Below are 20697 nucleotides of genomic sequence, written 5' to 3'. Positions count from 1 at the left end.
GGCTTTTTTTTGAATTTTAACAATCCCAAAATAGAAAACTCTACATTCCGTTGACTCAAATTTCACAACAAAATCAAAACACCACAATTTATTACATTTGTTTAAATTTTAAGCATATATATTAAAAAACAACATGAAAACAAAGACAAAAAAGAGGACATATATATGCAAACAGATTTAATAGACTTACTCAAACAAAGTGTGTCATCCATTGTATTAGACGGGGAAACTCAGCATTTGCTTGAAAAAAATCAGGCATTGAATAGTTTTTATCCCATTTTATTGTCTATTTTAAATTCACGTCCTGAACTGATTGATACTCTGCAGCGACAACTAAATCCGCGTGTGGGGGATGTCTTTGGCGCAAATCTATCTTTAAAACAGCAGTTTTTAGATTTGGTCAGCGGCACAGCACCGCAAACCGAAATTGAAAACACCCTGAATCGTTCAATTGCACCTAGTCTAAACTTTCTTGAAAATCAGGCAGGTTCATCAGACCCAGTTGCGATTCAACATTTATTGCAAAATAATTTAGATTCAATTCAGGCAGCTTTGCCGCAGTGGGCAACAGCTTTATTGGCTGCATTGGGGGTAAATAATGCTGCAGGACAAACCGTACATCAAGCACCTGAAGTTATTGTGACTGAGCCAGTAGAAGAACGCCGTTCGTGGTTATTGCCAATTTTAGCTTTAATTATTTTAATTGGTTTATTGGCATTTTTATTCCGTGCATGCAGTGACCGCAACCTAGCGCCTGCAACCACACAGACCCAAGTGGCAGCAAATCAGGCTGCAATGTTACAAGTCAGCACTGGCAGTGATGGTAATTTGGTGACCTGTCAAATTTTGTTAAATAATCCAAGCTATATGGAAATTTTGCAAAATGAAGTGAAGCAAATTTTTAATCATCCAACAGGTTGTGGTGCAGAAAATTTTACCAACTATCATTCAGAATTTATTGATCAGGATGTGATTCCAAGCGTGTTGAAAATGCTGAAAGGGGTACCGAATGTCAATTTAAACTGGRTGGGCAATCAACTGTCTATTCAAGCAGCGAACCCTGCCGATGCAGAGCGTTTAGCCAGTCAAATTCGTCCATTGGCTAAAAACATGACTGTAGTGACTCAGCAACCTGCAGAAAACACAGTAACCGATGTCAATCAGGCTGTAACCAGCAGTATTAGTAATGCCGAGCAGGCTTTGGCTGCAATTAATCCTGACAATATCCGCGCGTTAGATGTTGCGACGGCACTCAATATGCAAATCATTAATTTTGATTCTGCATCGACTGAAATTCCAGCAGCCAATAAGTCTATTTTAGATCAGGCTGCGGTATTGATGCAGCGCGCGCCACAAGTGCAATTAACCGTGAAAGGGCACACCGATGCCGTAGGTGATGCCAATGCCAACAAGACATTGTCACAACAACGTGCGCAAGCCGTGGTCGATTATTTAGTATCACGTGGTGTAAACCCAGGTCAGCTGCAAGCCATTGGTTTTGGTTTAGAGCAGCCGATTGCGTCAAATGCAACCCCAGAAGGCCAATTTAAAAACCGCCGTATTGAGTTTGAAGTCTTGAATGTAGATACAGGCACGGTACGTAGTGTGGAAGATGCAGGCGTGGTAGAGCAAAAGGCGCCTCAATCTTAAAATAGGTCTATTTTCTTGTAAGCCTTCACTTTGCAAAGTGAAGGCTTTTTTATTGCGGATCAATCCCGAAGCATTGTTCATAAATGGTGCGTAAAGTCAAAGCATTGGGCTTAGAAGCTTGTATGACTTTCGGGATCTTAAGCAATCTCAAGTGGAACGATTAAAAAGATGCAGGTTTATTATAATAACCAGAATCTCGATACTTTGCGCGAATATTATCCTAATGGAATGAGTACCTGAAACTTTGATGATCAACTAAATACTTTGGATAGTGTTCGTCAAAAAGTATGAAAGTGTGTAGTGCTGGTACTGACGGTTAAGGTGAAAACACCCAAGACCCTATTGGTTTATTACATTAAGTTGAAAACTTTGCCATTGCAAACCGAATCTTTGCCAATCAATATGTTGGTTCAAATGGAAGACACTCCTTGGCTTAAGTCGAAAAGCTGGATGTGATTGAGTGGATTCGTACTATTTTACGATGCGTCTTATTATCCCAAACAGCTACAATCGATTATCGGCAGGGCGTGAGTGATTATCTGACTCAGACCAGGCACTCGCATTTATGGCATGAGCAAATACGTTTTATAAAAGCAGATAGACATCAATTTGCCCAGCAAGCACAGCTAGAAAACTTGCAGTTTGATGCGGCCAGGGCGATTTGTGGCGCATTATGTACCAGTAGAAAAAATATTATTTTTTCAAGATATTTACCAAACATTAAAACCTGTAGCGATTTTATTAAGCTATGATCTGATGCAGCAGACTGAAAATATAGAATTGCGGTGGATGCAGAATTTGGCTTTGGATTGTGGTTTAACTGCAATACAAGCAGAAAAAATGCTTGCACGATTATTTGGAGAATTTCATTTAATTGCTGCAGATACACAGACGGGATTGCTGGCTCTAGTCGGTTTCCGCCAGTGTAAAAGGTATTGTTAACTCATGAGTTATTATGGTTTTTTGCGTAGAAATAGTTGAGCTAGATTCAATCAGTAATCTTTGTAGTAAAAGTATCAGCACAAGAAAAGTCAGATGAGGGAAAGAGAAAGAATGTCAGCATATTACACTTTACTTAAACGTGAACAACATGCCGATGGTTGCTGTACTGCGTACTATCGTTGCAACATTCATGCACAAGGTGCGTGGAACCCGCATGAACAACACATGGCACCTGCAACGGGTATATTATGTGCAGAGCTTGAGCAATTTATGCTGCGTGATGATATGCGCATTGGTCGGGTTGGTTTAGATATTTTTGGCTTGATTGCCTTTGGGGAGTTTAGTATCACTACCCGTATGATCCGACCAGGTAAAACCATTGAGTTGATTGAAGCGGAAATGTGCGCTGAAGGAAAAACCTGTATTGTGGCGCGCGCATGGAAAATGAAGACCTCAGATACACGCGCGATTGCAGGACTGGAAGATTTACCCATAGAAAACCCTGAATATTTGTCCCATTGGGATGGTATGCGTTGTTGGCCAGGCGGCTATATTCAAAGTATTGAAACACGTGCGCATCCGGATCGTCGTGCAGGTAAGGGCATCGTTTGGTTAAGAAACCAATTTGATATGGTCGAAAATCAAAGCACCTCCAGTTTTGTGCGTTTATTGGGGATGGTGGATACCGCCAATGGCGTAGTACCACGCATAGACCCAAATGCGGGTTGGGGTTTTCCAAATCTAGATTTGCAAATCCATTTACACCGATTGCCGCAAGGTGAATGGTTAGGTTTAGAAGTGACACAACAATATGGTGAAGATGGAATCGGCTTAACGAGTGCTATTTTGCATGATACTCAAGGGCCATTTGGGCGCAGTGAGCAGATTTTAACTTTGCGCCAATTCTAAATCTATTCAACATCAAACAAAAAACATCAGGACGAATTGCTTCGTCCTTTTTTTATTGGCATGCTGTGTGCAGATTATTTCATCTTATTTTATCTGAAAATATTATGCGAATTAGTTTGATTGGTGCAGGGCGCGTTGCACATCATTTGGCTCATGTTTTAAACGCACAGCATCAAATTGTGCAAATTTATAGCCGTAGTCTGGACAAAGCACAGCATTTGGCTGCGCAGGTTGGCGCAGAAGCGATTGCAGAAGTAGAACATCTTCATTCAGACCTAGATTTAGTGATTATCGCAGTGAGCGATCAGGCCATTGCACAGGTGATTCAGGAAGTTCATCGTGACTTAAATCATGTGTTGATTGTGCATACCTCAGGCAGTACTAAACTAGATGTATTGCGACAGTATCATGCACGTTCAGGGGTATTTTATCCCTTGCAAACCTTTAGTCTAGAGCGCGAAATTGACTGGTCAGAAACGCCTTTATTGATAGAAGCTGCCCTTGCTGAAGATCAGCAGCTTTTAATGACTTTGGCAAATAGCCTAAGCAAAAGAGTCTATGCTTATACTTCAGAACAGCGTTCAAGTTTGCATTTGGCTGCGGTATTTGCCTGTAATTTTAGTAATTATTGCTATGACATGGCCAAGCAACTGGTCGATGCTCAGCAAGTAGATTTTAGTTTGCTATATCCGCTTATTTTGGAAACTGCGCATAAAGCGATCCAAAATGCCCCGTATCACATGCAAACAGGGCCTGCTATGCGGGGTGATCACAATATTTTAAACATGCATCAAGACGTATTGGCAGCAGGGCAGCAACATGCACTTGCCGAAGTTTATGCGCTAATGAGTCAACAGATTTTAACGCGGCATCAACCCTAGTCATTTGATGCGATAAAACGAGTTCACATAACAAATGCTTCCTTGTGGAAGCATTTTTTCTAGCAGAAATTAGTTAATTTTTTTGAAGATAAAGTCATTAATCTTATGACCTGCTTCAATTCCACGACGTTCAAACTTGGTTTGTGGACGCCATTCAGGACGCGGGTAGCTATTGCCTTTACCCGCCAAATTTTCTAAACGTGGACGATTGTCCAATACATCTAGCATCCATTCTGCATACGGTTCCCAGTCGGTTGCAGCATGGAACGTCCCGCCCAACGCTAATTTTTGCTCTACCAATTCCATACGTTCATGGGCAACGAAACGTCGTTTGAAATGACGTTTTTTCTGCCATGGGTCTGGGAAATAGAGTWGAACCGTATCAATGCTGTTGTCTGGCATTTCACGTAGCACTTGAATTGCATCGGCATCTAAAACACGTAAATTGCTTAAACCTGCTGTACCTGCTTCATAAACACATTGTGCAATCCCTGGAATATGGACTTCAATCCCGACAAAGTTACGTTCAGGATTGGCCTGCGCCATCAGTACCAAAGAACGACCCATCCCGAAACCAATTTCTACGGTGAGCGGGCGTTCAGGGTGTTCAAAATGCTGACGTAAATCGCCAACAGGATATTCCAAAATTAAGTTACCGTATTGTTCCAAGGCACTACGTTGTGACGTATTCAATGGTGAAGAACGGCGCATGAACGTTACAATTTCACGATGCTCGTTGAGGTTGTCCAGCTCGACAACGTGCTGGTCTAATTGATCGTTCGACATAATTTTGGCAAATCTAATAAATTCGAATGCGGTATTTTAAGTCCTGAGCCTTTGAAGTCAAATTTTTTCGCTGTTTTTCGCAGCGCCGCGCAAGATTGCGATCCATCTGCATCGTTTGAGCATAAAAAATGCCGAATCATCAAGATTCAGCATTCAGTGCCTTTAACAGTGTTTTAATATTTTTTCAGTAATTACGGATTGGTACTGTATTGATCAATTAAGGTGTGACTGGCCTCATTTAATCCAATAATATACACTTTAACTTGTTGAGCTTTAAATTTGTTCACCACGGTATTTAGCATATTTACAGAGGTAATATCCCAAATATGGGCATGCGTTAAGTCGATGGTGACATTGCTAATATCTTCTGAAAAATCAAAAAACTGATAAAACTTTTCCGAACTACTAAAGAAAATTTGCCCAGAAATCACATATTGGCGAGTATGTTCGCCCAATAAAAATGAGCTGACTTTAACTTCACTTTCCAGTTTATTCACCAAAAATAGAGCAGAAAGCAGTACGCCAACAAAAACACCCAAAGCAAGGTTGTGGGTAGCTAACACTACAATCACCACAGCTAACATAACAATATTGCTTTGTTTAGGATGTTTTTTAAAGTTACGGATGGAATCCCAGTTAAAAGTCGTGAAAGACACCATAATCATAATTGCGACCAGTGCTGCCATAGGAATATATGCCAACCAATCTTTGAGAAACACCACCAAGCACAGTAAAAATACCCCTGCAGTAAGTGTAGATAGACGTGTGCGCGCCCCAGAACTGACGTTGATAATAGATTGCCCAATCATGGCACAGCCTGCCATACCGCCCATAAAGCCACTAACAATATTGGCATAGCCTTGACCGCGACATTCCTGATGCCGATCTGCTTCTGTGCCTGTGGCTTCATTGACAATCGTGGTGGTCATCATGGTTTCAAGCAAACCGACTGTGGCTAAGGTCATGGCATAAGGGAAAATAATCGATAAAGTTTCAAAATTTAGCGGAATGTCAGGTATTATAAAAATAGGCAGCGTATCTGGAAATTGTCCCAAATCGCTTACGGTGCGCGTATCTGAACCAAGTAATATAGCAACCACACTTAGTACAATAATGCAGACCAAAGGTGAGGGGATGCTTTTACCAATTTTAGGGATGTAAGGAAATAGATAGACCACCGCCAAACCTAATCCTACAAACAAATAGCCTAAGCCATCCATTTGCGATAATTCAGGCAGTTGTGCCACAAAAATTAAAATCGCCAAAGCATTTACAAAGCCATAAACTACCGATTGCGAAACAAAACGCATCAGTTTTGCAACTTTAAAATAGCCTGCTATAACCTGAATCAGCCCTGTGAGTACCGTGGCTGCCAATAAATATTGCAAACCATGTTCTTTGACTAGGGTAATCATAAGCAATGCCATAGCGCCTGTTGCGGCAGAAATCATGGCAGTACGCCCACCAAAAAAAGCAATCGTGACCGCAATACAGAACGAGGCATATAAGCCGACTTGCGGATCGACGCCTGCAATAGCCGAAAAGGCAATTGATTCAGGAATTAATGCCAAACCTACGACTAAACCCGCCAAAACATCGGTACGGATATTGGAAAACCACTCTTCTTTTTTCAGGCTAATCACTATCTCAATTTCATGAAACTTTAAAGGGCTGTATGATAAAACATCTTGAGATAAAAAAAGCAGCTAAAACAGACTTGAAAAAGCCTGAATTTTGCAGGATAGTCAAACCGTAAGGGCTTTTTAAGACATTTACGTTTTTTGCAATTCATAGGTTCAATCACTTGCAAGTTTGTGACAGGCGATTTAGAAAAGAGATAGTTATATAACAAGGATCAAATATGAAGCTTTATTATTCACCAGGCGCATGTTCTTTAGCAGCACATATTATTTTAAATGAAGTGAATGTCGATTTTGATATTGAACGTGTGGATTTAAAAACCCATAAAACAGAAAAGGGTGTCAATTATTACGAAATTAACCCTAAAGGCTATGTACCTGCTTTAGAAATTAACCCGGGTTTGATTTTGACGGAAAACGTAGCAATATTGCCATTTTTAGCGCAGCAAGACCCTAAACAAGACTTAATTCCGCCATCTGGTTTAGGTCGTGCTAAAGTTTTGGAATGGTTAGGTTATTTAAACTCAGAATTACATGACGCTTACTCAGTATTTTTTGGCGCGCCTTTAGATGCAGAAGCCAAAGAAAAAGCGTATGCAGAAATTGATCGCTTGTTGACTTATATTGATCAAGCAATTGAATCATCAGACCATGAATATTTGGTGGATGATAACTTCGGCCCAGCCGATGCGTATTTGTTTGTCATCACCAATTGGTCAAACCACATTGAGCATGATTTAACCCCTTATAGCCATGTGGTTGAAATCCGTAATAAAGTTGCTGCACGTCAGTCGGTACAAATTGCGATGCGTGATGAAGGCTTGATTCCTTAATCGGCTTTTATTCACCAGAACCAGGTAGTAAAAAAAGACGTTGAGTTGATACTTAACGTCTTTTTATTTGAGTTGTCGAACTTGGAAAAGACCGTGCAACTTTTTTATGATTACTTAAAGAAATAACCCGTTTCAGGTGAGCTGGCATTCGCCATACGCTTACGTGGCATACGTCCTGCCAAATAAGCTTCTCGCCCTGCTTCTACAGCTTTACGCATAGCAGAAGCCATCAATACAGGGTTTTGTGCAGCTGCAATTGCAGTATTCATGAGTACGCCATCACAGCCTAATTCCATGGCAATCGCCGCATCACTGGCTGTACCTACACCTGCATCCACCAATACTGGTACTTTGGCATTTTCTTTAATAATAGAAATGGTGTGCGGGTTTAAAATACCTAATCCAGAACCGATCAGGCTACCCAATGGCATAATGGCCACACAACCCATACTTTCCAGTTCTTGTGCCACAATCGGGTCGTCTGATGTGTAGACCATGATCTCAAAACCATCGTCAATCAGCGTACGTGCAGCTTTTAATGTTTCGGTGATATTTGGATAGAGGGTTTTTTCATCGCCCAATACTTCCAGTTTTACCAAGTTGTGACCATCGAGCAATTCACGCGCCAGCATACAAGTACGCACGGCACTGTTGGCATCGAAACAGCCTGCGGTATTCGGCAAAATAGTGTATTTTTCAGGTGGAATCACGGAAAGTAAGTTGGGTTGATCAGGATGTTGCCCAATGTTTACACGACGAATGGCAACCGTGACAATTTCTGCGCCACTGGCTTGAATCGCCAAATCAGTTTCGGTTAAATCTTTATATTTTCCCGTACCCACCAACAAACGTGAATTAAAGGTACGTGAACCGATTTTAAATGTATCTTGCATGGGTGCTCCAGATTAGCCGCCACCAACGGCATGAATAATTTCAATGCGGTCTTGATCGCAAATAGGGGTTTCGGCAAGTTTACTTTTGGCAATAATTTTTTCGTTTTGCTCCACAGCAAAACGTTTGCCTTCTAAATCTAATGCCTGAATCAGTTGTAACAGGGTCGTGTGAGAGGTCTGTTGTGCTTCGCCATTCAGATAAATTTGCATGACCGAGAATCCATCTTCAAAATTACAAAATACAATTGAGCTTTATTTGGCATATTTCATGGCTTGCCATGCTAAGGTCAGCCAACCAGCAATCATGAGAGCACCACCAATTGGGGTAATCATGCCCAAACCGCGTACAATGTCCAATGCCATGATATAAAGTGAACCGCAGAAAAATAAAATACCCAGTTGGATTAGAATAAAACTGGCTTTAATGGGAAGTTGTGGAATCACTTTAGCTAAGATGCTTAATGCCAAAAGTCCAAGAGCATGATAGAAAAAATAATCTGTTGCAGTTTGCCACCAACCCAATTGAACCTCAGTTGCACGGGCTTTTAAACCATGTGCACCAAATGCACCGAGTAATACCGCAACCGCTAAATTCAAGGCAGAAATTGCAATCCACATACGCAAATTGACCTATTTAATTTTGCGCTTAACCTTAGCACATTTTTAAGCTTGGGAAAATCTGAGAATTGCCTGCCCGTATGTGGGTTGTACAAATCCAAGACAATAAAAAAGGGCAGTTTGCCCAATTTTATTTTTCGATGTGTTTGTATTCATCTTGAGAGTGTCAGTTTAGTTTGATGACATTGCCACTTTAATTTTTTCCATGGCATTTTTTTCGAGCTGACGAATACGTTCTGCTGAAACATTATATTCTGCTGCCAATTCATGCAGGGTCGATTTATCATCATCTAACCAGCGACGCTGCAAAATGTTACGTGAACGATCATCCAACTGCTCCATGGCTTCATGTAGGGCAGAAGTGCTTTGTTCTTCGTAGTCTTCGTTTTCGACCAAACGTGCAGGGTCGTAACGGTTATCTTCCAAATACAATGCAGGTGCAACATAAGTTGAACCTTCATCGTCATCATCGCCCTGTGCTTCAAAAGCTGCGTCATAAGCCGTTAAACGACCTTCCATTTCCAAGACTTGTTCTGCAGTCACATTTAAGTCATTGGCAATAGATTGTGCTTCTTCAAGCGTCAGTTTCTTGCTAGATTTTTTGAGACTACGCAAATTAAAGAACAATTTACGCTGTGCTTTGGTGGTGGCAATTTTAACAATACGCCAGTTACGAATAACATATTCGTGAATTTCAGCTTTAATCCAATGCACGGCAAATGACACCAAACGCACGCCCATATTCGGGTCAAAGCGTTTCACGGCTTTCATTAAGCCCAAGTTGCCTTCCTGAATTAAATCGCCCTGCGGTAAACCATAGCCCGCATAACTTCGTGCAATATGCACCACAAAACGTAAATGCGACATGACCAACATTTTGGCCGCGTCTAAATCTTGATCGTAATAATAACGCTCGGCTAACTCTTTTTCTTGTTCAGCCGTTAAAATAGGAATTTGGTTAACAGTACTAATATAAGCCCCGAGGTTTACCCCTGGTGCAGATAATGACAGGGGCATCAACTGATTGCTGCTGTCACTCATGAGATCTCCTTATAGGATTTGGTAGGTAAAATAACCGATGTCTTTATCTTAATGCCAATATTCTACTTAAATAAGTAAAATTGGTGTAGATATGTAAATCTTTATAGCAACAAGTGGCGAATATTAAGTCATTAAAACAAATGAACCATCAAACAGATGCACTTATTGCGATACTTTGGGCTTGGCAATGTCAATCACGTAATGAAACTCTGTCGCCGAAATTTGGCTGGCTTCACAGCTGTATTGATGTAACTGACAATAACGCGCCACATCTTGCTGGCTGTGCGGATCAGATGACTTCAATAAAAACCGAGCAGAATCTGAATGTTTAAGGGCGCGTTTTAGCATCAATAAAGGCATAGGACAAGGTTGTCCCATGGCATCAATCACTATGATAGGTTGTTCAGCATCACACAGCATTGAAGTAAAATTTCGCCTTAAAAAACAGAATGATCATACTAGCAAATTCACTCACAAATCCCAAATAAATTTCATCCGAAGCATAGGGGCTATTCATTGCACGGCTTACTGCACATTAGGGGTAGAGAATTGGTTTAATCTCTAAGAAATTTGCAATAAATCTATAGCTCAAAATTCTGCTAAGTCACTTAACAGAAATAAAATTTTTCTATTTGTTCAAATCTTTTTAAACTGAACAAGATTAATCAAAAAAAATCTATTAATTGTCATAAAGCCGTGTTAAGCTCGATGCGTATTTAGGATTATAGATAGACAATCGTTGTTTGTCGCCCTATTACAAATGGATGTAACCGGGATTTTGTTAATAGTTATACAGAATGATTACAAGCTTAGAAATAAAAATATTTTTAAACTTTGTTTGCTCTGCTGTTTGCAACACCGGGTGGTCCTTCTTTTTAATCAATGAGGATTAACTTATGACAGCTCGTGAACAAGGCGTAGTTAAATGGTTCAACGACACTAAAGGCTTTGGCTTTATCCAACGCAATGGCGGCGACGATGTATTCGTTCACTTCCGTGCGATCCAAGGTGACGGCCACCGTTCACTTCGTGACGGCCAACGTGTTGAATTCAGCGTAGTAAAAGGCCAAAAAGGCTTCCAAGCTGAAGAAGTACAGCCACTAGACTAATCTCTCGATTATTCTAAAAAAACGCTCCAATCATGATTGGGGCGTTTTTTATTTGTATTTCTGTTTATAATAGGTCAGTTTTTTGTCTGTATAAGTTCGAGCATATATTTATGTCTTCTGGTTTTGAAACCTTAAATTTACATCCGCAATTGAAACAGGCTATTGATGCTTTGGGTTTCAAGGAAATGACGCCAATTCAGCAAAAGGTTTTAAAATTTACTTTGGCTGGACATGATGCTATTGGTCGTGCGCAAACAGGTACAGGAAAAACTGCTGCCTTTTTAATTAGTGTCATCAACGATTTATTGAATAACCCAATTCAAGGGCAGCGTTATCGTGGTGAACCGCGTGCTTTGATTTTGGCACCTACACGTGAATTGGCTTTGCAAATTGAAAGTGACGCAAAAGATCTGACCAAATATACCGACTTAAATGTGGTGACTTTGTTGGGTGGTGTAGATTTTGATAAGCAAAAGTCACAACTCAATAAAAACTTTGTTGATATTATTGTTGCAACACCAGGGCGCTTAATTGATTTTGTAGAACAAAAAGAAGTTTGGCTCGATCAAATTGAATTTTTAGTGATTGATGAAGCAGACCGTTTACTAGATATGGGCTTTATTCCCGCGGTAAAACGTATTGTGCGTTATTCACCGCGTAAAGAGCAGCGTCAGACGTTAATGTTCTCTGCAACTTTTAGTTATGATGTATTGAACTTGGCTCAACAGTGGTTATTCGAACCTGTTACAGTGGAAATTGAACCTGAAAAGAAAACCAATGCCGATGTTGAGCAACGGGTATATATGGTTGCTAAAACTGATAAATATAAATTGCTTGAAGAAATTTTACGTGATGAGCCTATTGAAAAAGTCATGATTTTTGCTAATCGTCGTGATCAGGTGCGTAAGCTTTATGATCATTTAAAGCGAGATGGCTATAAAGTAGTGATGTTGTCGGGTGAGATTGCACAAGACAAACGCTTAAAAATGCTGGATCAATTCAAAAACGGTAAACATAACATCATGATTGCAACTGACGTTGCAGGGCGTGGTATTCACGTCGATGGTGTGTCGCATGTAGTGAATTTTACTTTGCCTGAACAGTCTGATGATTACGTCCATCGTATTGGTCGTACTGGTCGTGCAGGTACACAGGGTGTGAGTATTAGCTTCTTGTCTGAAGATGATGCGTTCTATTTGCCAGAAATTGAAAAGGCGATTGGTCAAAAATTGCCATTAACGCGTTTAGATGGTTATTGCTAATCATTAAATTTTTAAGCTATTTTTAGTTTAAATTTTGCTGTTCTTAGTTTAAAAGTCGCTCTCAGTGGAGCGACTTTTTTTGTATTGGGTTGTTGAGTTGTCTTGTCGTATTTACTTTGCCTGACATCTAAAGGTCAGCACAGTTTGGTAGTCATCATCACGAGCAATATCAGTATTGCGTCCTGCARTCGTACCTAAAACATTTGCAGCTGCTTGAATCATTTGTCCCGTTTGTTCATCTACCACACCTTTGAGTGCGCCGTTATAAGATGTTTTTTCATCGACCAAGACTGGAGCGGCACGCGTACCACAGGTTTTATTGGCAGCTGTAATTGCATTATTTTTAGAAATAATATTACTTTTACCTAAACCTGTGACTTCATAAAGGTTGTTTTCTTTTTGAATGGCAAGAGAATTATTCGGTGTGGTGGCACATGCTGTTAAAAGTGCAAAAACGGCAAGGCTAGAAAAGGTGACTATTTTTTTCATATCTACCTCAGGGTTATAACGCTGTCGCGCGTATTGTTTGTTGATGATATTTCAATACAAATGAGCAGAGATTGAAAATAACAATTTGATCTAGTTGAACATAATCTGGCTGTTTTTAAATGTAGACACTGTATATGCTGTGTTGATAATTCGTCATTGATTTATACGCATCAAACCCAATGTATTATGCAATTTTATGCTCTTAAGCTATAAATAAATGAGTCAAAGCATCAATTTTGAGATATTTTGCGCAGGTTCATCTTAAAAGCGCAGGCATCCAGACTCTAATCAGAATCTTGCAAATAAGCATACGGAAATAGCGCAATTTTTTGAGTTTATGCTAATCTTAACTGAGCTTTTTGAAATAGTTATATAAGTTAATGACGGATACAGCGATAGAAATCGTTCATCAGAATATTCATCAACGCCAGTCTATGGGGCAGTTAGTTGATCCTGCACCAAATGCTGTGCAGCTTGAAATGGCTTTTCAGGCCGCTTTAACCGCGCCAGATCATCATCGTTTAAAACCTACGCGCTTTGTGGTAGTTACTGCTGAACAGCGTGCAGCATTTGGTGAGTTACTTTTTCAGGCTTTGACAGATATGGGCGAAACTGATGCAGTCCAGTTAGAGCGAGTGAAACAACATCCGTTTCGTGCGCCACTTTTGGTGTTGGCGTTAACGCAATTTCAGGATCATCCGAAAGTCCCACGTTTTGAGCAGACTTTAAGTACAGGTGCTGCGGTACAGAACTTTTTATTGTCTTTGCAGGCACAGGGTTTTGCCAGTATGTGGCGCAGTGGRGCAGTCGTTGAGTCGAACTTGCTAAAACAAGCTTTAAACTTAAATTCAGATGATTTTATTTCAGGCATTATYTATGTGGGAACAGCGGCCAAAGCCATTCCTGCGCGCGCTGAGATCAATACGCAAGCTTATGTTCGTTATTGGAACGGATAAGTCTATTTTTTAGGATATAACAATAATGTCAGAAGTAAACTTTACCGATTTGGTTGAACCTGTTGCAGTAGATCGAAAAACTGCGTTACGCATTACAGTATTGGGTGGTGGCAGTTTTGGCACAGCAATGGCCAATACAGCAGTCCGTAATGGCTGTGACACGATGATTTGGATTCGTGACGAAGCGACTGCCAAAGAAATTAATGAAACGCATATTAATCGACGTTATTTACCAGATTTTCAGTTGGAACAGGACTTAAGAGCCGTTTCAGACTTAGAAACTGCAGTCCGTGACCGTGACATTATTTTAGTGGCTATTCCAAGTCATTCGTTCCGAAGTGTGTTGCGTCAAATTAAGCCTTTTATTAGTGCCCAAGCAGTGGTGTCTTTAACTAAGGGGATTGAAGCCAAAACTTTTAGTTTTATGAGCGATATTATCCGCGAAGAATTACCAGAAGTGCCGTATGGCGTATTGTCTGGCCCGAACCTTGCCAAAGAAATTGTGGCGGGGCAGCCTGCAGGTACGGTCATTGCCAGTCATTCTGAATTGGTGCGTTATGCGGTGCAACAAGCTTTGCATAGTGCCTTATTCCGTGTTTTTGCCAGTGATGATGTGAATGGTGTGGAATTAGGCGGTGCACTGAAAAATATTTATGCAGTAGCAATGGGGATGGCGGCAGCCTATAACGTGGGTGAAAACACTAAAAGTATGATTTTAACCCGTGCATTGGCAGAAATGAGCCGTTTTGCGGTGAAACTTGGCGCAAATCCATTGACCTTTTTAGGTTTGTCGGGTGTTGGCGACTTATTTGCAACGTGTAGCAGTCCATTGAGTCGTAACTATCAAGTAGGTTATGCATTGGGTAAAGGCAAAACGTTGCAACAAGCCACGGAACAATTGGGGCAAACAGCTGAAGGAATTAATACCATCGTGCAAGTGCGTGCGCGCTCGAATGAATTAGATGTGTATATGCCAATCACTTGTGCGCTTTATGAAGTGATTTTTGAAGGTGCGCCGCCCATGAACATTGCACTGTCTTTAATGAAGAATGGACATCGTAGTGATGTGGAATTTGTCTTGCCACATCATCTAGTTTAGTTTTACATCCATCAAAACAGCGCCACAGCAGGTAAAAACTTGCTTGAAATATGACAGTTTGGTGAACTGAATTGTCATATTCTCAGGTTATACTGAGCGTATAATTTGAGTTAAATTGACACAACTTAATCTGTTTCATCCTATAAGGAAATTCTATGCAACTGACTCTTGTTCGTCATGGTGAAGCCGCTCCTGCAGTGATGGGTAATGATCATCAGCGTCCATTGACTGAGCGTGGTCATATACAAGCACAAGAAACAGCGGACTTTTTAAAGAATATTATTCAGCCCGATGTATTTGTGGTCAGTCCTTTACTACGTGCACAAGAAACTTTGGCACATTTGCAGCAATATTTTAAAGATGTGCCTGTGGTGGTATGCAATGCCATTAAACCTGAAGATGATGCAAAAGTAGCAGTAGAATGGTTGTCGCAATTACCGTATGAGTCAATTGCAGTGGTATGTCACATGAATGTGGTGGCTTATATGTCTGAGATTTTAACATCAGAATCGTTTAATCCGTATCAATTGGCAGAAGCACGGATTTATGAACAGGCTGTGATTGCTGCGGGACTTTCAACCCAACTCAAAAGTTTTATTCCAAACGCATAAAATAAATGTATAAAGTTAAATACAATTCAACGGTAGAACGATAATAATGCTGTATTTATGGATGCCAGAAGCCAATGGGGTTTGGCAATGGTCAACAGGGGAACATTGGACGCAGGCAGATAATCTTGATGCCTTGATTCAGTCATTGCAGCCTTTTCAAGGGAAAGATGCTGTGGTGTTTTTTCCAAGCCGTGATGTACAAATCATGCAACAAACTTTGCCTAAAGCCCAATATAAACAATTGGGTGCAGATGGCGTGAAGTATTTATTAGAAGAATATACCGTATTGCCAATTGATGCGATGCAGGTGGTTCATCATTTTGTGCCACCTGAGCGAATAACCGTGTTGGGAATGGCTAAGCATAGTATTGAAACCTATTTGCATGTATTCAGTTTGTTACCAGTTAAAATTAGTGCATTGTTACCTGACTTTTTAATTTTGCCGCAACCTGAAGCAGGACAAACGGTGATTGGAAATATTTGCGGACGTTTACTGGTACGTGAAAGTGAATTTTTAGGTTATTCAGTTGATGATTTGGCGCTTTATTTAGATTATCAAACTGCAGAACGCAATTATAGAATCACCAACTTCTGTGCAGAGCAGATGCAAAGTATTGAAGCATTTGTAACCCAAGAGCAGTTAGAAAGTTTTCATTATGTTGTGCCTGTATTGCCTAAAGCCAAACAGCATCCATTCAATATGCTACCAAAAGCCAAGCACGACACGGGTGTTTCAGGTTATTGGAAAGCCTGTGCTGCAGTACTCCTTGGGATTTTAATTGTACAATTTAGCTATGATGCACTGCGCTGGAGCAAACTTAAAAAAGTAGCTGATCAAACAGCGATTCAAGCCATAGAACAGTATCAATATTGGTTTGGCGCAAACAGCCGTATTACCGAACAAAATATTCAAAGTCAGTTTCAAAGTCAGGTACGCATGAGTAAAAATGCAGATACTCAAGCGCTGCAATTGCTTAGTCGCGTTGGCCCTGTGTTGATGCAAAATCAAATTGTGGCTAATCGTGTGAGTTATGATGCGAATATGTTGAACATGGAGTTGAATGCCAACTCGGCAGCAACCTTGCAAGCACTCACCCAACAATTAAATCAGCAAGGTTTTAAGGTCGAGCTAGGTAATATTCAGCCGAGTGCATCAGGCGCAGTAGGATTGGTGAAAATACAATAATGAAAGCCATGGAAAAAATGTCCACTTTGATGGATCGACGTATTGAACTGATACAAGATTATTTAGATCGTTTAAATCCACGTGAACGTGTTTTGGTGGTCTTTACCACAATCTTTGTGATTGTTGCTGCTGTAGGTTCGGCTCTGTGGTATATGCATGCTGCGGCCGAAAAACAGCAAAAACGGGTGAATGACCTTAAAGACTTGGTGGTGGTGATGCAAAGTCAAGCGGTCACCATGAAACCTGCTAATGATGCACAACTCAGTGCAGCCGATAAGATTCAGCGTGTGGCTCAGCAACAGGGCTTATCGGTCGCTTCGCAGCAAAGTGGCGACAAGATGCAACTGGTGGCGAGTCATGCTAATTATGCTGTATTGGCAAATTTTTTAACCCAATTGGCGCAAATGGGTTTAAGTATCGAAAAAATGGAATTAATTTCTGAAGCAGGGCAGATTAAATTAACTGCGACAGTCCAGTAAAGGCTAAAAATAAAGTCCGAAACTCGGAAAATAAACTCATGTCAAGCATAGCGTTTTGAATGGGCTAAGCCTATAATATGGCGACTTAGAAAGCAGTAGACTTTTGCAGATATGTTGTATTCTCTAGCCCGCCCGCTGTTATTTTCTTTAGCACCAGAGCGTGCACATGAGCTGACACTATCACTGTTGAAATCGAGCCATAAAATGGGCTTGATGCGTCAAAAGACTGTAGCGAAACCAGTGACTTGTATGGGAATTGAATTCCCTAATCCAGTAGGTTTGGCAGCGGGTCTAGACAAAAATGGTGCGTATATTGATGCCTTAGCTGGTTTGGGCTTTGGGTTTATTGAAATTGGCACCATTACGCCACGTCCTCAAGCGGGCAATCCGCATCCACGTTTATTCCGTATTCCACAGGCCAAAGCCATTATTAACCGTATGGGTTTTAATAATGATGGGGTCGATCAGCTGATTGAAAACGTCAAAGCGGCAAAATTTAAAGGCATTTTGGGAATTAATATTGGCAAAAATGCCGATACACCAGTTGAAAATGCAGTAGATGATTATCTGATTTGTTTAGAAAAAGTCTATAACTATGCCTCTTATATTACTGTAAATATTTCATCACCGAATACCAAAAACTTGCGTAGTTTACAAAGTGGTGATGCGCTGACTGAATTATTGCAAACGTTAAAACAACGTCAGTTGGAGTTGGCTGAAGAGCATCAGCACTATGTGCCGCTAGTGTTAAAAGTTGCCCCAGATTTAGATGCAGAAGATATTCAATTCATTGCCAAACAATTGTTGCAATTTAAAATTGATGGTCTGATTGTGACCAATACAACTTTGTCTCGTGAAGGTGTAGAAAACTTACCACATGGTGATGAAGCAGGTGGTTTGTCTGGCGCACCTGTGTTTGAAAAAAGCACCGCATGTTTGGCGGCTTTTTCAGAAGCACTCAAAGGTGAAATTCCTTTAATTGGCGTAGGTGGTATTCTTTCAGGCGAACAGGCGCTTGCTAAAAAAAATGCAGGTGCATCTTTGGTTCAGGTGTATAGTGGCTTGATCTATGCAGGTCCTGAACTGGTTCAAGATTGTGTGAACGCATTCTAAGCTCATGAACGCCATTGATATCGTTATTCTGATTCTCTTGCTCATTGGAGGGCTGAACGGTTTGCGTCAAGGATTTATTAAAGCCTTTGCGAACTTGGTCGGATGGATTTTTGCCCTGATTGTTGCGGCAAAATATGCCACAGTCCTCGCACCTTCAATGTCAGCGCTGAGTAGCGATCCAGTGGTGCAAAAAATTGCAGCCTTTGCCTTTATTGTTTTGGTGATTGTGGTACTCACTTGGATTGTGACCGCCATTTTAAACAGTGTATTAAAGAGTTTAAAACTGGGGCCATTAAACCGTTTGGCAGGTGGCGCATTTGGTACCTTGAAAGGTTTGCTTATTGTCCTTATAACTATTCAGGGGATTGGTCCTTGGGTAGAAAGTTCTCCTTATTGGAAACAATCTAAATTCGTACAAAGTTTATTGCCGTATGCACCGTGGGCAACTGAATTGTCTAAAGACGCTGCCAATGAGGCTTTACAGCACATCAAGTCGAAAGATGCAGCGCCATCTTCCGATGTAGCATCTGACGCAAAAGAGAATACATCTGGCGCAGATGGCTCAACGAATAATCCTTTTTATTAATCCTAGCTGGTCTGCGAGGTTGCTATGTGTGGAGTTGTTGGTATAGCTGGTAAATCACCTGTTAACCAAATGTTGTTTGATGCATTAACGATGTTACAACATCGTGGACAGGATGCAGGTGGGATCGTAACTTGCCACAATGGACGTTTGTTCTTGCGTAAAGATAACGGTATGGTGCGTGATGTATTCCATACACGCCACATGCGTGCGTTACAAGGGAACTATGGCATCGGTCATGTGCGTTACCCGACTGCAGGTTCTTCAAGCAGTGCCGAAGCGCAGCCATTTTATGTGAACTCACCGTACGGGATTACTTTGGCTCACAATGGTAACCTGACCAATGCTGAAGAAATTCATGAAGATCTGTTTAAAACAGATTTGCGTCACATGAACACAGACTCTGATTCAGAAGTGTTACTAAACGTATTTGCCCATGAGTTACAACATCGTGGCAAATTAAGCCCAACACCTGAAGATATTTTTCATGTGGTTAGCCGTGTGCATGAGCGTTGTAAAGGTGCTTATGGCGTAGTGGCAATGATCACTGGTCAAGGTTTGGTTGGCTTCCGTGATCCAAATGGTATTCGTCCACTTATTTATGGTTCGCGTGAAACTGAACAGGGTATGGAATATATTATTGCATCAGAATCTGTGGCAATTACTGCACTTGGCTTTAAAGTTGAGCGTGATATCGCACCGGGTGAAGCAATTTTTATAAATGATGCTGGTGAGTTATTTATCCAGCAATGTGCCGCTAAACCTCAATATCGTCCATGTATTTTTGAATATGTGTACTTTGCTCGTCCAGATGCGACCATTGATGGCATTTCTGTGTATAAAGCCCGTTTAAAAATGGGTGAAAAACTGGCGCATAAAATTTCCAAAGAATGGGGCGAGCAGCACGATATTGATGTAGTGATTCCCATTCCTGATACATCCCGAACCTCGGCTTTAGAGTTGGCAAATATTTTAGGGGTTAAATTCCGTGAAGGTTTTATGAAAAACCGCTATATCGGACGTACCTTTATTATGCCAGGTCAGCAATTGCGAAAAAAATCAGTGCGCCAAAAACTGAACCCTGTTGAGCTTGAGTTTAAAGGCAAAAATGTACTGTTGGTGGATGACTCGATTGTCCGTGGTACGACTTGTAACGAAATCATCCAAATGGCACGTGATGCAGGTGCGAAAAAAGTATTCTTTGCTTCGGCAGCGCCAATGGTGAAATATCCAAATGTGTATGGTATTGATATGCCAGCCAAAGATGAGTTAATTGCGTCTAACCGTAATGTCGAAGAAATTCGTGAAATTATTGGTGCAGACCGCTTAATTTTCCAAGATTTAGAAGACTTAAAACAAGCCGTTCGTACCCATAAAGTACCGCATTTGACTGAATTTGATTGTTCAGTATTTGATGGTGTGTATGTGGCTGGCGGAATTGATGAAGCTTATCTGAATGATCTTGAACAAAAGCGTAACGACTTCGCTAAAAAAGGCAAAGATGGTTATATTGATGTCAATATTGATGCTGCGTCAGTAGACTTAACTGGTGTGAAAGAGAGTTAATTCTTTTTCTGATCAGCTCATTGAGAAAAGCGGGAAATTCCCGCTTTTTTC

The 20697-nt window shown here is 40.8% G+C and carries 23 protein-coding genes; 15 read left to right on the top strand and 8 right to left on the bottom strand.

Annotated elements, in window-relative coordinates:
* Positions 1–165 precede the first annotated feature (165 nt).
* The 4 genes from BJN41_RS14360 (at position 166) to BJN41_RS14345 (ending at position 4382) form a co-directional block, all read left to right on the top strand.
* Positions 166–1650: an OmpA family protein gene (locus tag BJN41_RS14360; RefSeq protein WP_070156029.1), complete on the top strand. Its 1485-nt coding sequence runs from the start codon at positions 166–168 to the stop codon at positions 1648–1650.
* A gap of 663 nt (positions 1651–2313) precedes the next feature.
* Complete coding sequence (locus BJN41_RS14355; RefSeq protein WP_051092516.1) at positions 2314–2592, top strand: hypothetical protein; 279 nt, start codon at positions 2314–2316, stop codon at positions 2590–2592.
* Positions 2593–2703: 111 nt separating this feature from the next.
* Positions 2704–3501, top strand: coding sequence for a thioesterase family protein (locus tag BJN41_RS14350; protein WP_019837607.1), 798 nt, complete (start codon positions 2704–2706; stop codon positions 3499–3501).
* A gap of 104 nt (positions 3502–3605) precedes the next feature.
* Positions 3606–4382, top strand: a complete 777-nt coding sequence (locus tag BJN41_RS14345) for a Rossmann-like and DUF2520 domain-containing protein (RefSeq protein WP_070156027.1) — start codon at positions 3606–3608, stop codon at positions 4380–4382.
* A gap of 69 nt (positions 4383–4451) precedes the next feature.
* Here the strand turns inward: BJN41_RS14345 and trmB are convergent, their stop codons facing one another.
* Both trmB and BJN41_RS14335 read right to left on the bottom strand, forming a co-directional pair.
* Positions 4452–5168, bottom strand: a complete 717-nt coding sequence (gene trmB, locus BJN41_RS14340) for a tRNA (guanosine(46)-N7)-methyltransferase TrmB (RefSeq protein ID WP_070156025.1) — start codon at positions 5166–5168, stop codon at positions 4452–4454.
* Positions 5169–5359: 191 nt separating this feature from the next.
* Complete coding sequence (locus BJN41_RS14335; RefSeq protein WP_070156024.1) at positions 5360–6811, bottom strand: SulP family inorganic anion transporter; 1452 nt, start codon at positions 6809–6811, stop codon at positions 5360–5362.
* Between the two features lie 218 nt (positions 6812–7029).
* Here BJN41_RS14335 and BJN41_RS14330 point away from each other — a divergent pair, with 218 nt between their 5' ends.
* Positions 7030–7641, top strand: a complete 612-nt coding sequence (locus BJN41_RS14330; RefSeq protein WP_070156021.1) for a glutathione binding-like protein — start codon at positions 7030–7032, stop codon at positions 7639–7641.
* Between the two features lie 110 nt (positions 7642–7751).
* Here the strand turns inward: BJN41_RS14330 and BJN41_RS14325 are convergent, their stop codons facing one another.
* From BJN41_RS14325 to BJN41_RS14305, 5 genes are all read right to left on the bottom strand, one after another.
* Positions 7752–8534: a thiazole synthase gene (locus tag BJN41_RS14325; protein WP_004971502.1), complete on the bottom strand. Its 783-nt coding sequence runs from the start codon at positions 8532–8534 to the stop codon at positions 7752–7754.
* Between the two features lie 12 nt (positions 8535–8546).
* Entirely contained in the window at positions 8547–8744 is a 198-nt protein-coding gene (gene thiS / locus BJN41_RS14320; RefSeq protein ID WP_070156019.1) for a sulfur carrier protein ThiS, read from the bottom strand.
* A 42-nt stretch (positions 8745–8786) separates the two neighbouring features.
* Entirely contained in the window at positions 8787–9152 is a 366-nt protein-coding gene (locus BJN41_RS14315) for a DUF423 domain-containing protein (protein ID WP_070156017.1), read from the bottom strand.
* A 171-nt stretch (positions 9153–9323) separates the two neighbouring features.
* A complete protein-coding gene (gene rpoH / locus BJN41_RS14310; protein ID WP_004971496.1) occupies positions 9324–10193 on the bottom strand; it encodes an RNA polymerase sigma factor RpoH in 870 nt (289 codons plus the stop codon).
* 162 nt (positions 10194–10355) lie between these two features.
* Positions 10356–10613, bottom strand: coding sequence for a sulfurtransferase TusA family protein (locus BJN41_RS14305; RefSeq protein WP_070156015.1), 258 nt, complete (start codon positions 10611–10613; stop codon positions 10356–10358).
* 476 nt (positions 10614–11089) lie between these two features.
* Between BJN41_RS14305 and BJN41_RS14300 the strand changes: the two genes are divergently transcribed.
* The gene (locus BJN41_RS14300; RefSeq protein WP_004648643.1) at positions 11090–11302 is read left to right on the top strand and encodes a cold-shock protein; all 213 of its coding nucleotides are present in this window, start codon (positions 11090–11092) and stop codon (positions 11300–11302) included.
* Between the two features lie 110 nt (positions 11303–11412).
* On the top strand, positions 11413–12564 hold the full coding sequence (rhlB, locus tag BJN41_RS14295) for an ATP-dependent RNA helicase RhlB (RefSeq protein WP_019837599.1): 1152 nt from the start codon (positions 11413–11415) through the stop codon (positions 12562–12564).
* A 111-nt stretch (positions 12565–12675) separates the two neighbouring features.
* Here rhlB and BJN41_RS14290 read toward each other — a convergent pair whose 3' ends face one another.
* A complete protein-coding gene (locus BJN41_RS14290; RefSeq protein WP_070156013.1) occupies positions 12676–13053 on the bottom strand; it encodes a hypothetical protein in 378 nt (125 codons plus the stop codon).
* Between the two features lie 380 nt (positions 13054–13433).
* On the opposite strand from BJN41_RS14290, the gene BJN41_RS14285 reads away from it, so the two are divergent.
* The 8 genes from BJN41_RS14285 to purF all read left to right on the top strand — a co-directional run bounded on the left by BJN41_RS14285 (position 13434) and on the right by purF (position 20646).
* Positions 13434–14009 carry a nitroreductase gene (locus BJN41_RS14285; protein ID WP_070156011.1) on the top strand — a complete coding sequence of 192 codons (576 nt, stop codon included), beginning with the start codon at positions 13434–13436 and terminating at the stop codon, positions 14007–14009.
* A 25-nt stretch (positions 14010–14034) separates the two neighbouring features.
* Positions 14035–15108, top strand: a complete 1074-nt coding sequence (locus tag BJN41_RS14280; RefSeq protein WP_070156009.1) for an NAD(P)H-dependent glycerol-3-phosphate dehydrogenase — start codon at positions 14035–14037, stop codon at positions 15106–15108.
* Positions 15109–15263: 155 nt separating this feature from the next.
* Complete coding sequence (sixA, locus tag BJN41_RS14275) at positions 15264–15719, top strand: phosphohistidine phosphatase SixA (protein WP_070156007.1); 456 nt, start codon at positions 15264–15266, stop codon at positions 15717–15719.
* Positions 15720–15765: 46 nt separating this feature from the next.
* Positions 15766–16905, top strand: a complete 1140-nt coding sequence (gene gspL / locus BJN41_RS14270) for a type II secretion system protein GspL (protein WP_070156005.1) — start codon at positions 15766–15768, stop codon at positions 16903–16905.
* Positions 16905–17384, top strand: a complete 480-nt coding sequence (gspM, locus tag BJN41_RS14265) for a type II secretion system protein GspM (RefSeq protein WP_019837593.1) — start codon at positions 16905–16907, stop codon at positions 17382–17384. The genes gspL and gspM overlap by 1 nt, the downstream gene beginning before the upstream one ends.
* Before the next feature lie 111 nt (positions 17385–17495).
* Positions 17496–18497 (top strand): quinone-dependent dihydroorotate dehydrogenase, encoded by a 1002-nt coding sequence (locus BJN41_RS14260; RefSeq protein WP_070156003.1) that lies wholly within the window; start codon positions 17496–17498, stop codon positions 18495–18497.
* A gap of 4 nt (positions 18498–18501) precedes the next feature.
* Complete coding sequence (locus BJN41_RS14255; protein ID WP_070156001.1) at positions 18502–19083, top strand: CvpA family protein; 582 nt, start codon at positions 18502–18504, stop codon at positions 19081–19083.
* 24 nt (positions 19084–19107) lie between these two features.
* Entirely contained in the window at positions 19108–20646 is a 1539-nt protein-coding gene (purF, locus tag BJN41_RS14250; RefSeq protein WP_070155999.1) for an amidophosphoribosyltransferase, read from the top strand.
* The last annotated feature ends 51 nt before the right edge of the window (positions 20647–20697 follow it).

Origin of the sequence: Acinetobacter towneri, assembly GCF_001758345.1 — a bacterium.
GTDB classification, from domain to species: Bacteria; Pseudomonadota; Gammaproteobacteria; order Pseudomonadales; family Moraxellaceae; genus Acinetobacter; species Acinetobacter towneri_A.
Note: the sequence above shows the minus strand (reverse complement) of the source record. Positions and strands in the feature narration are given on the sequence as shown.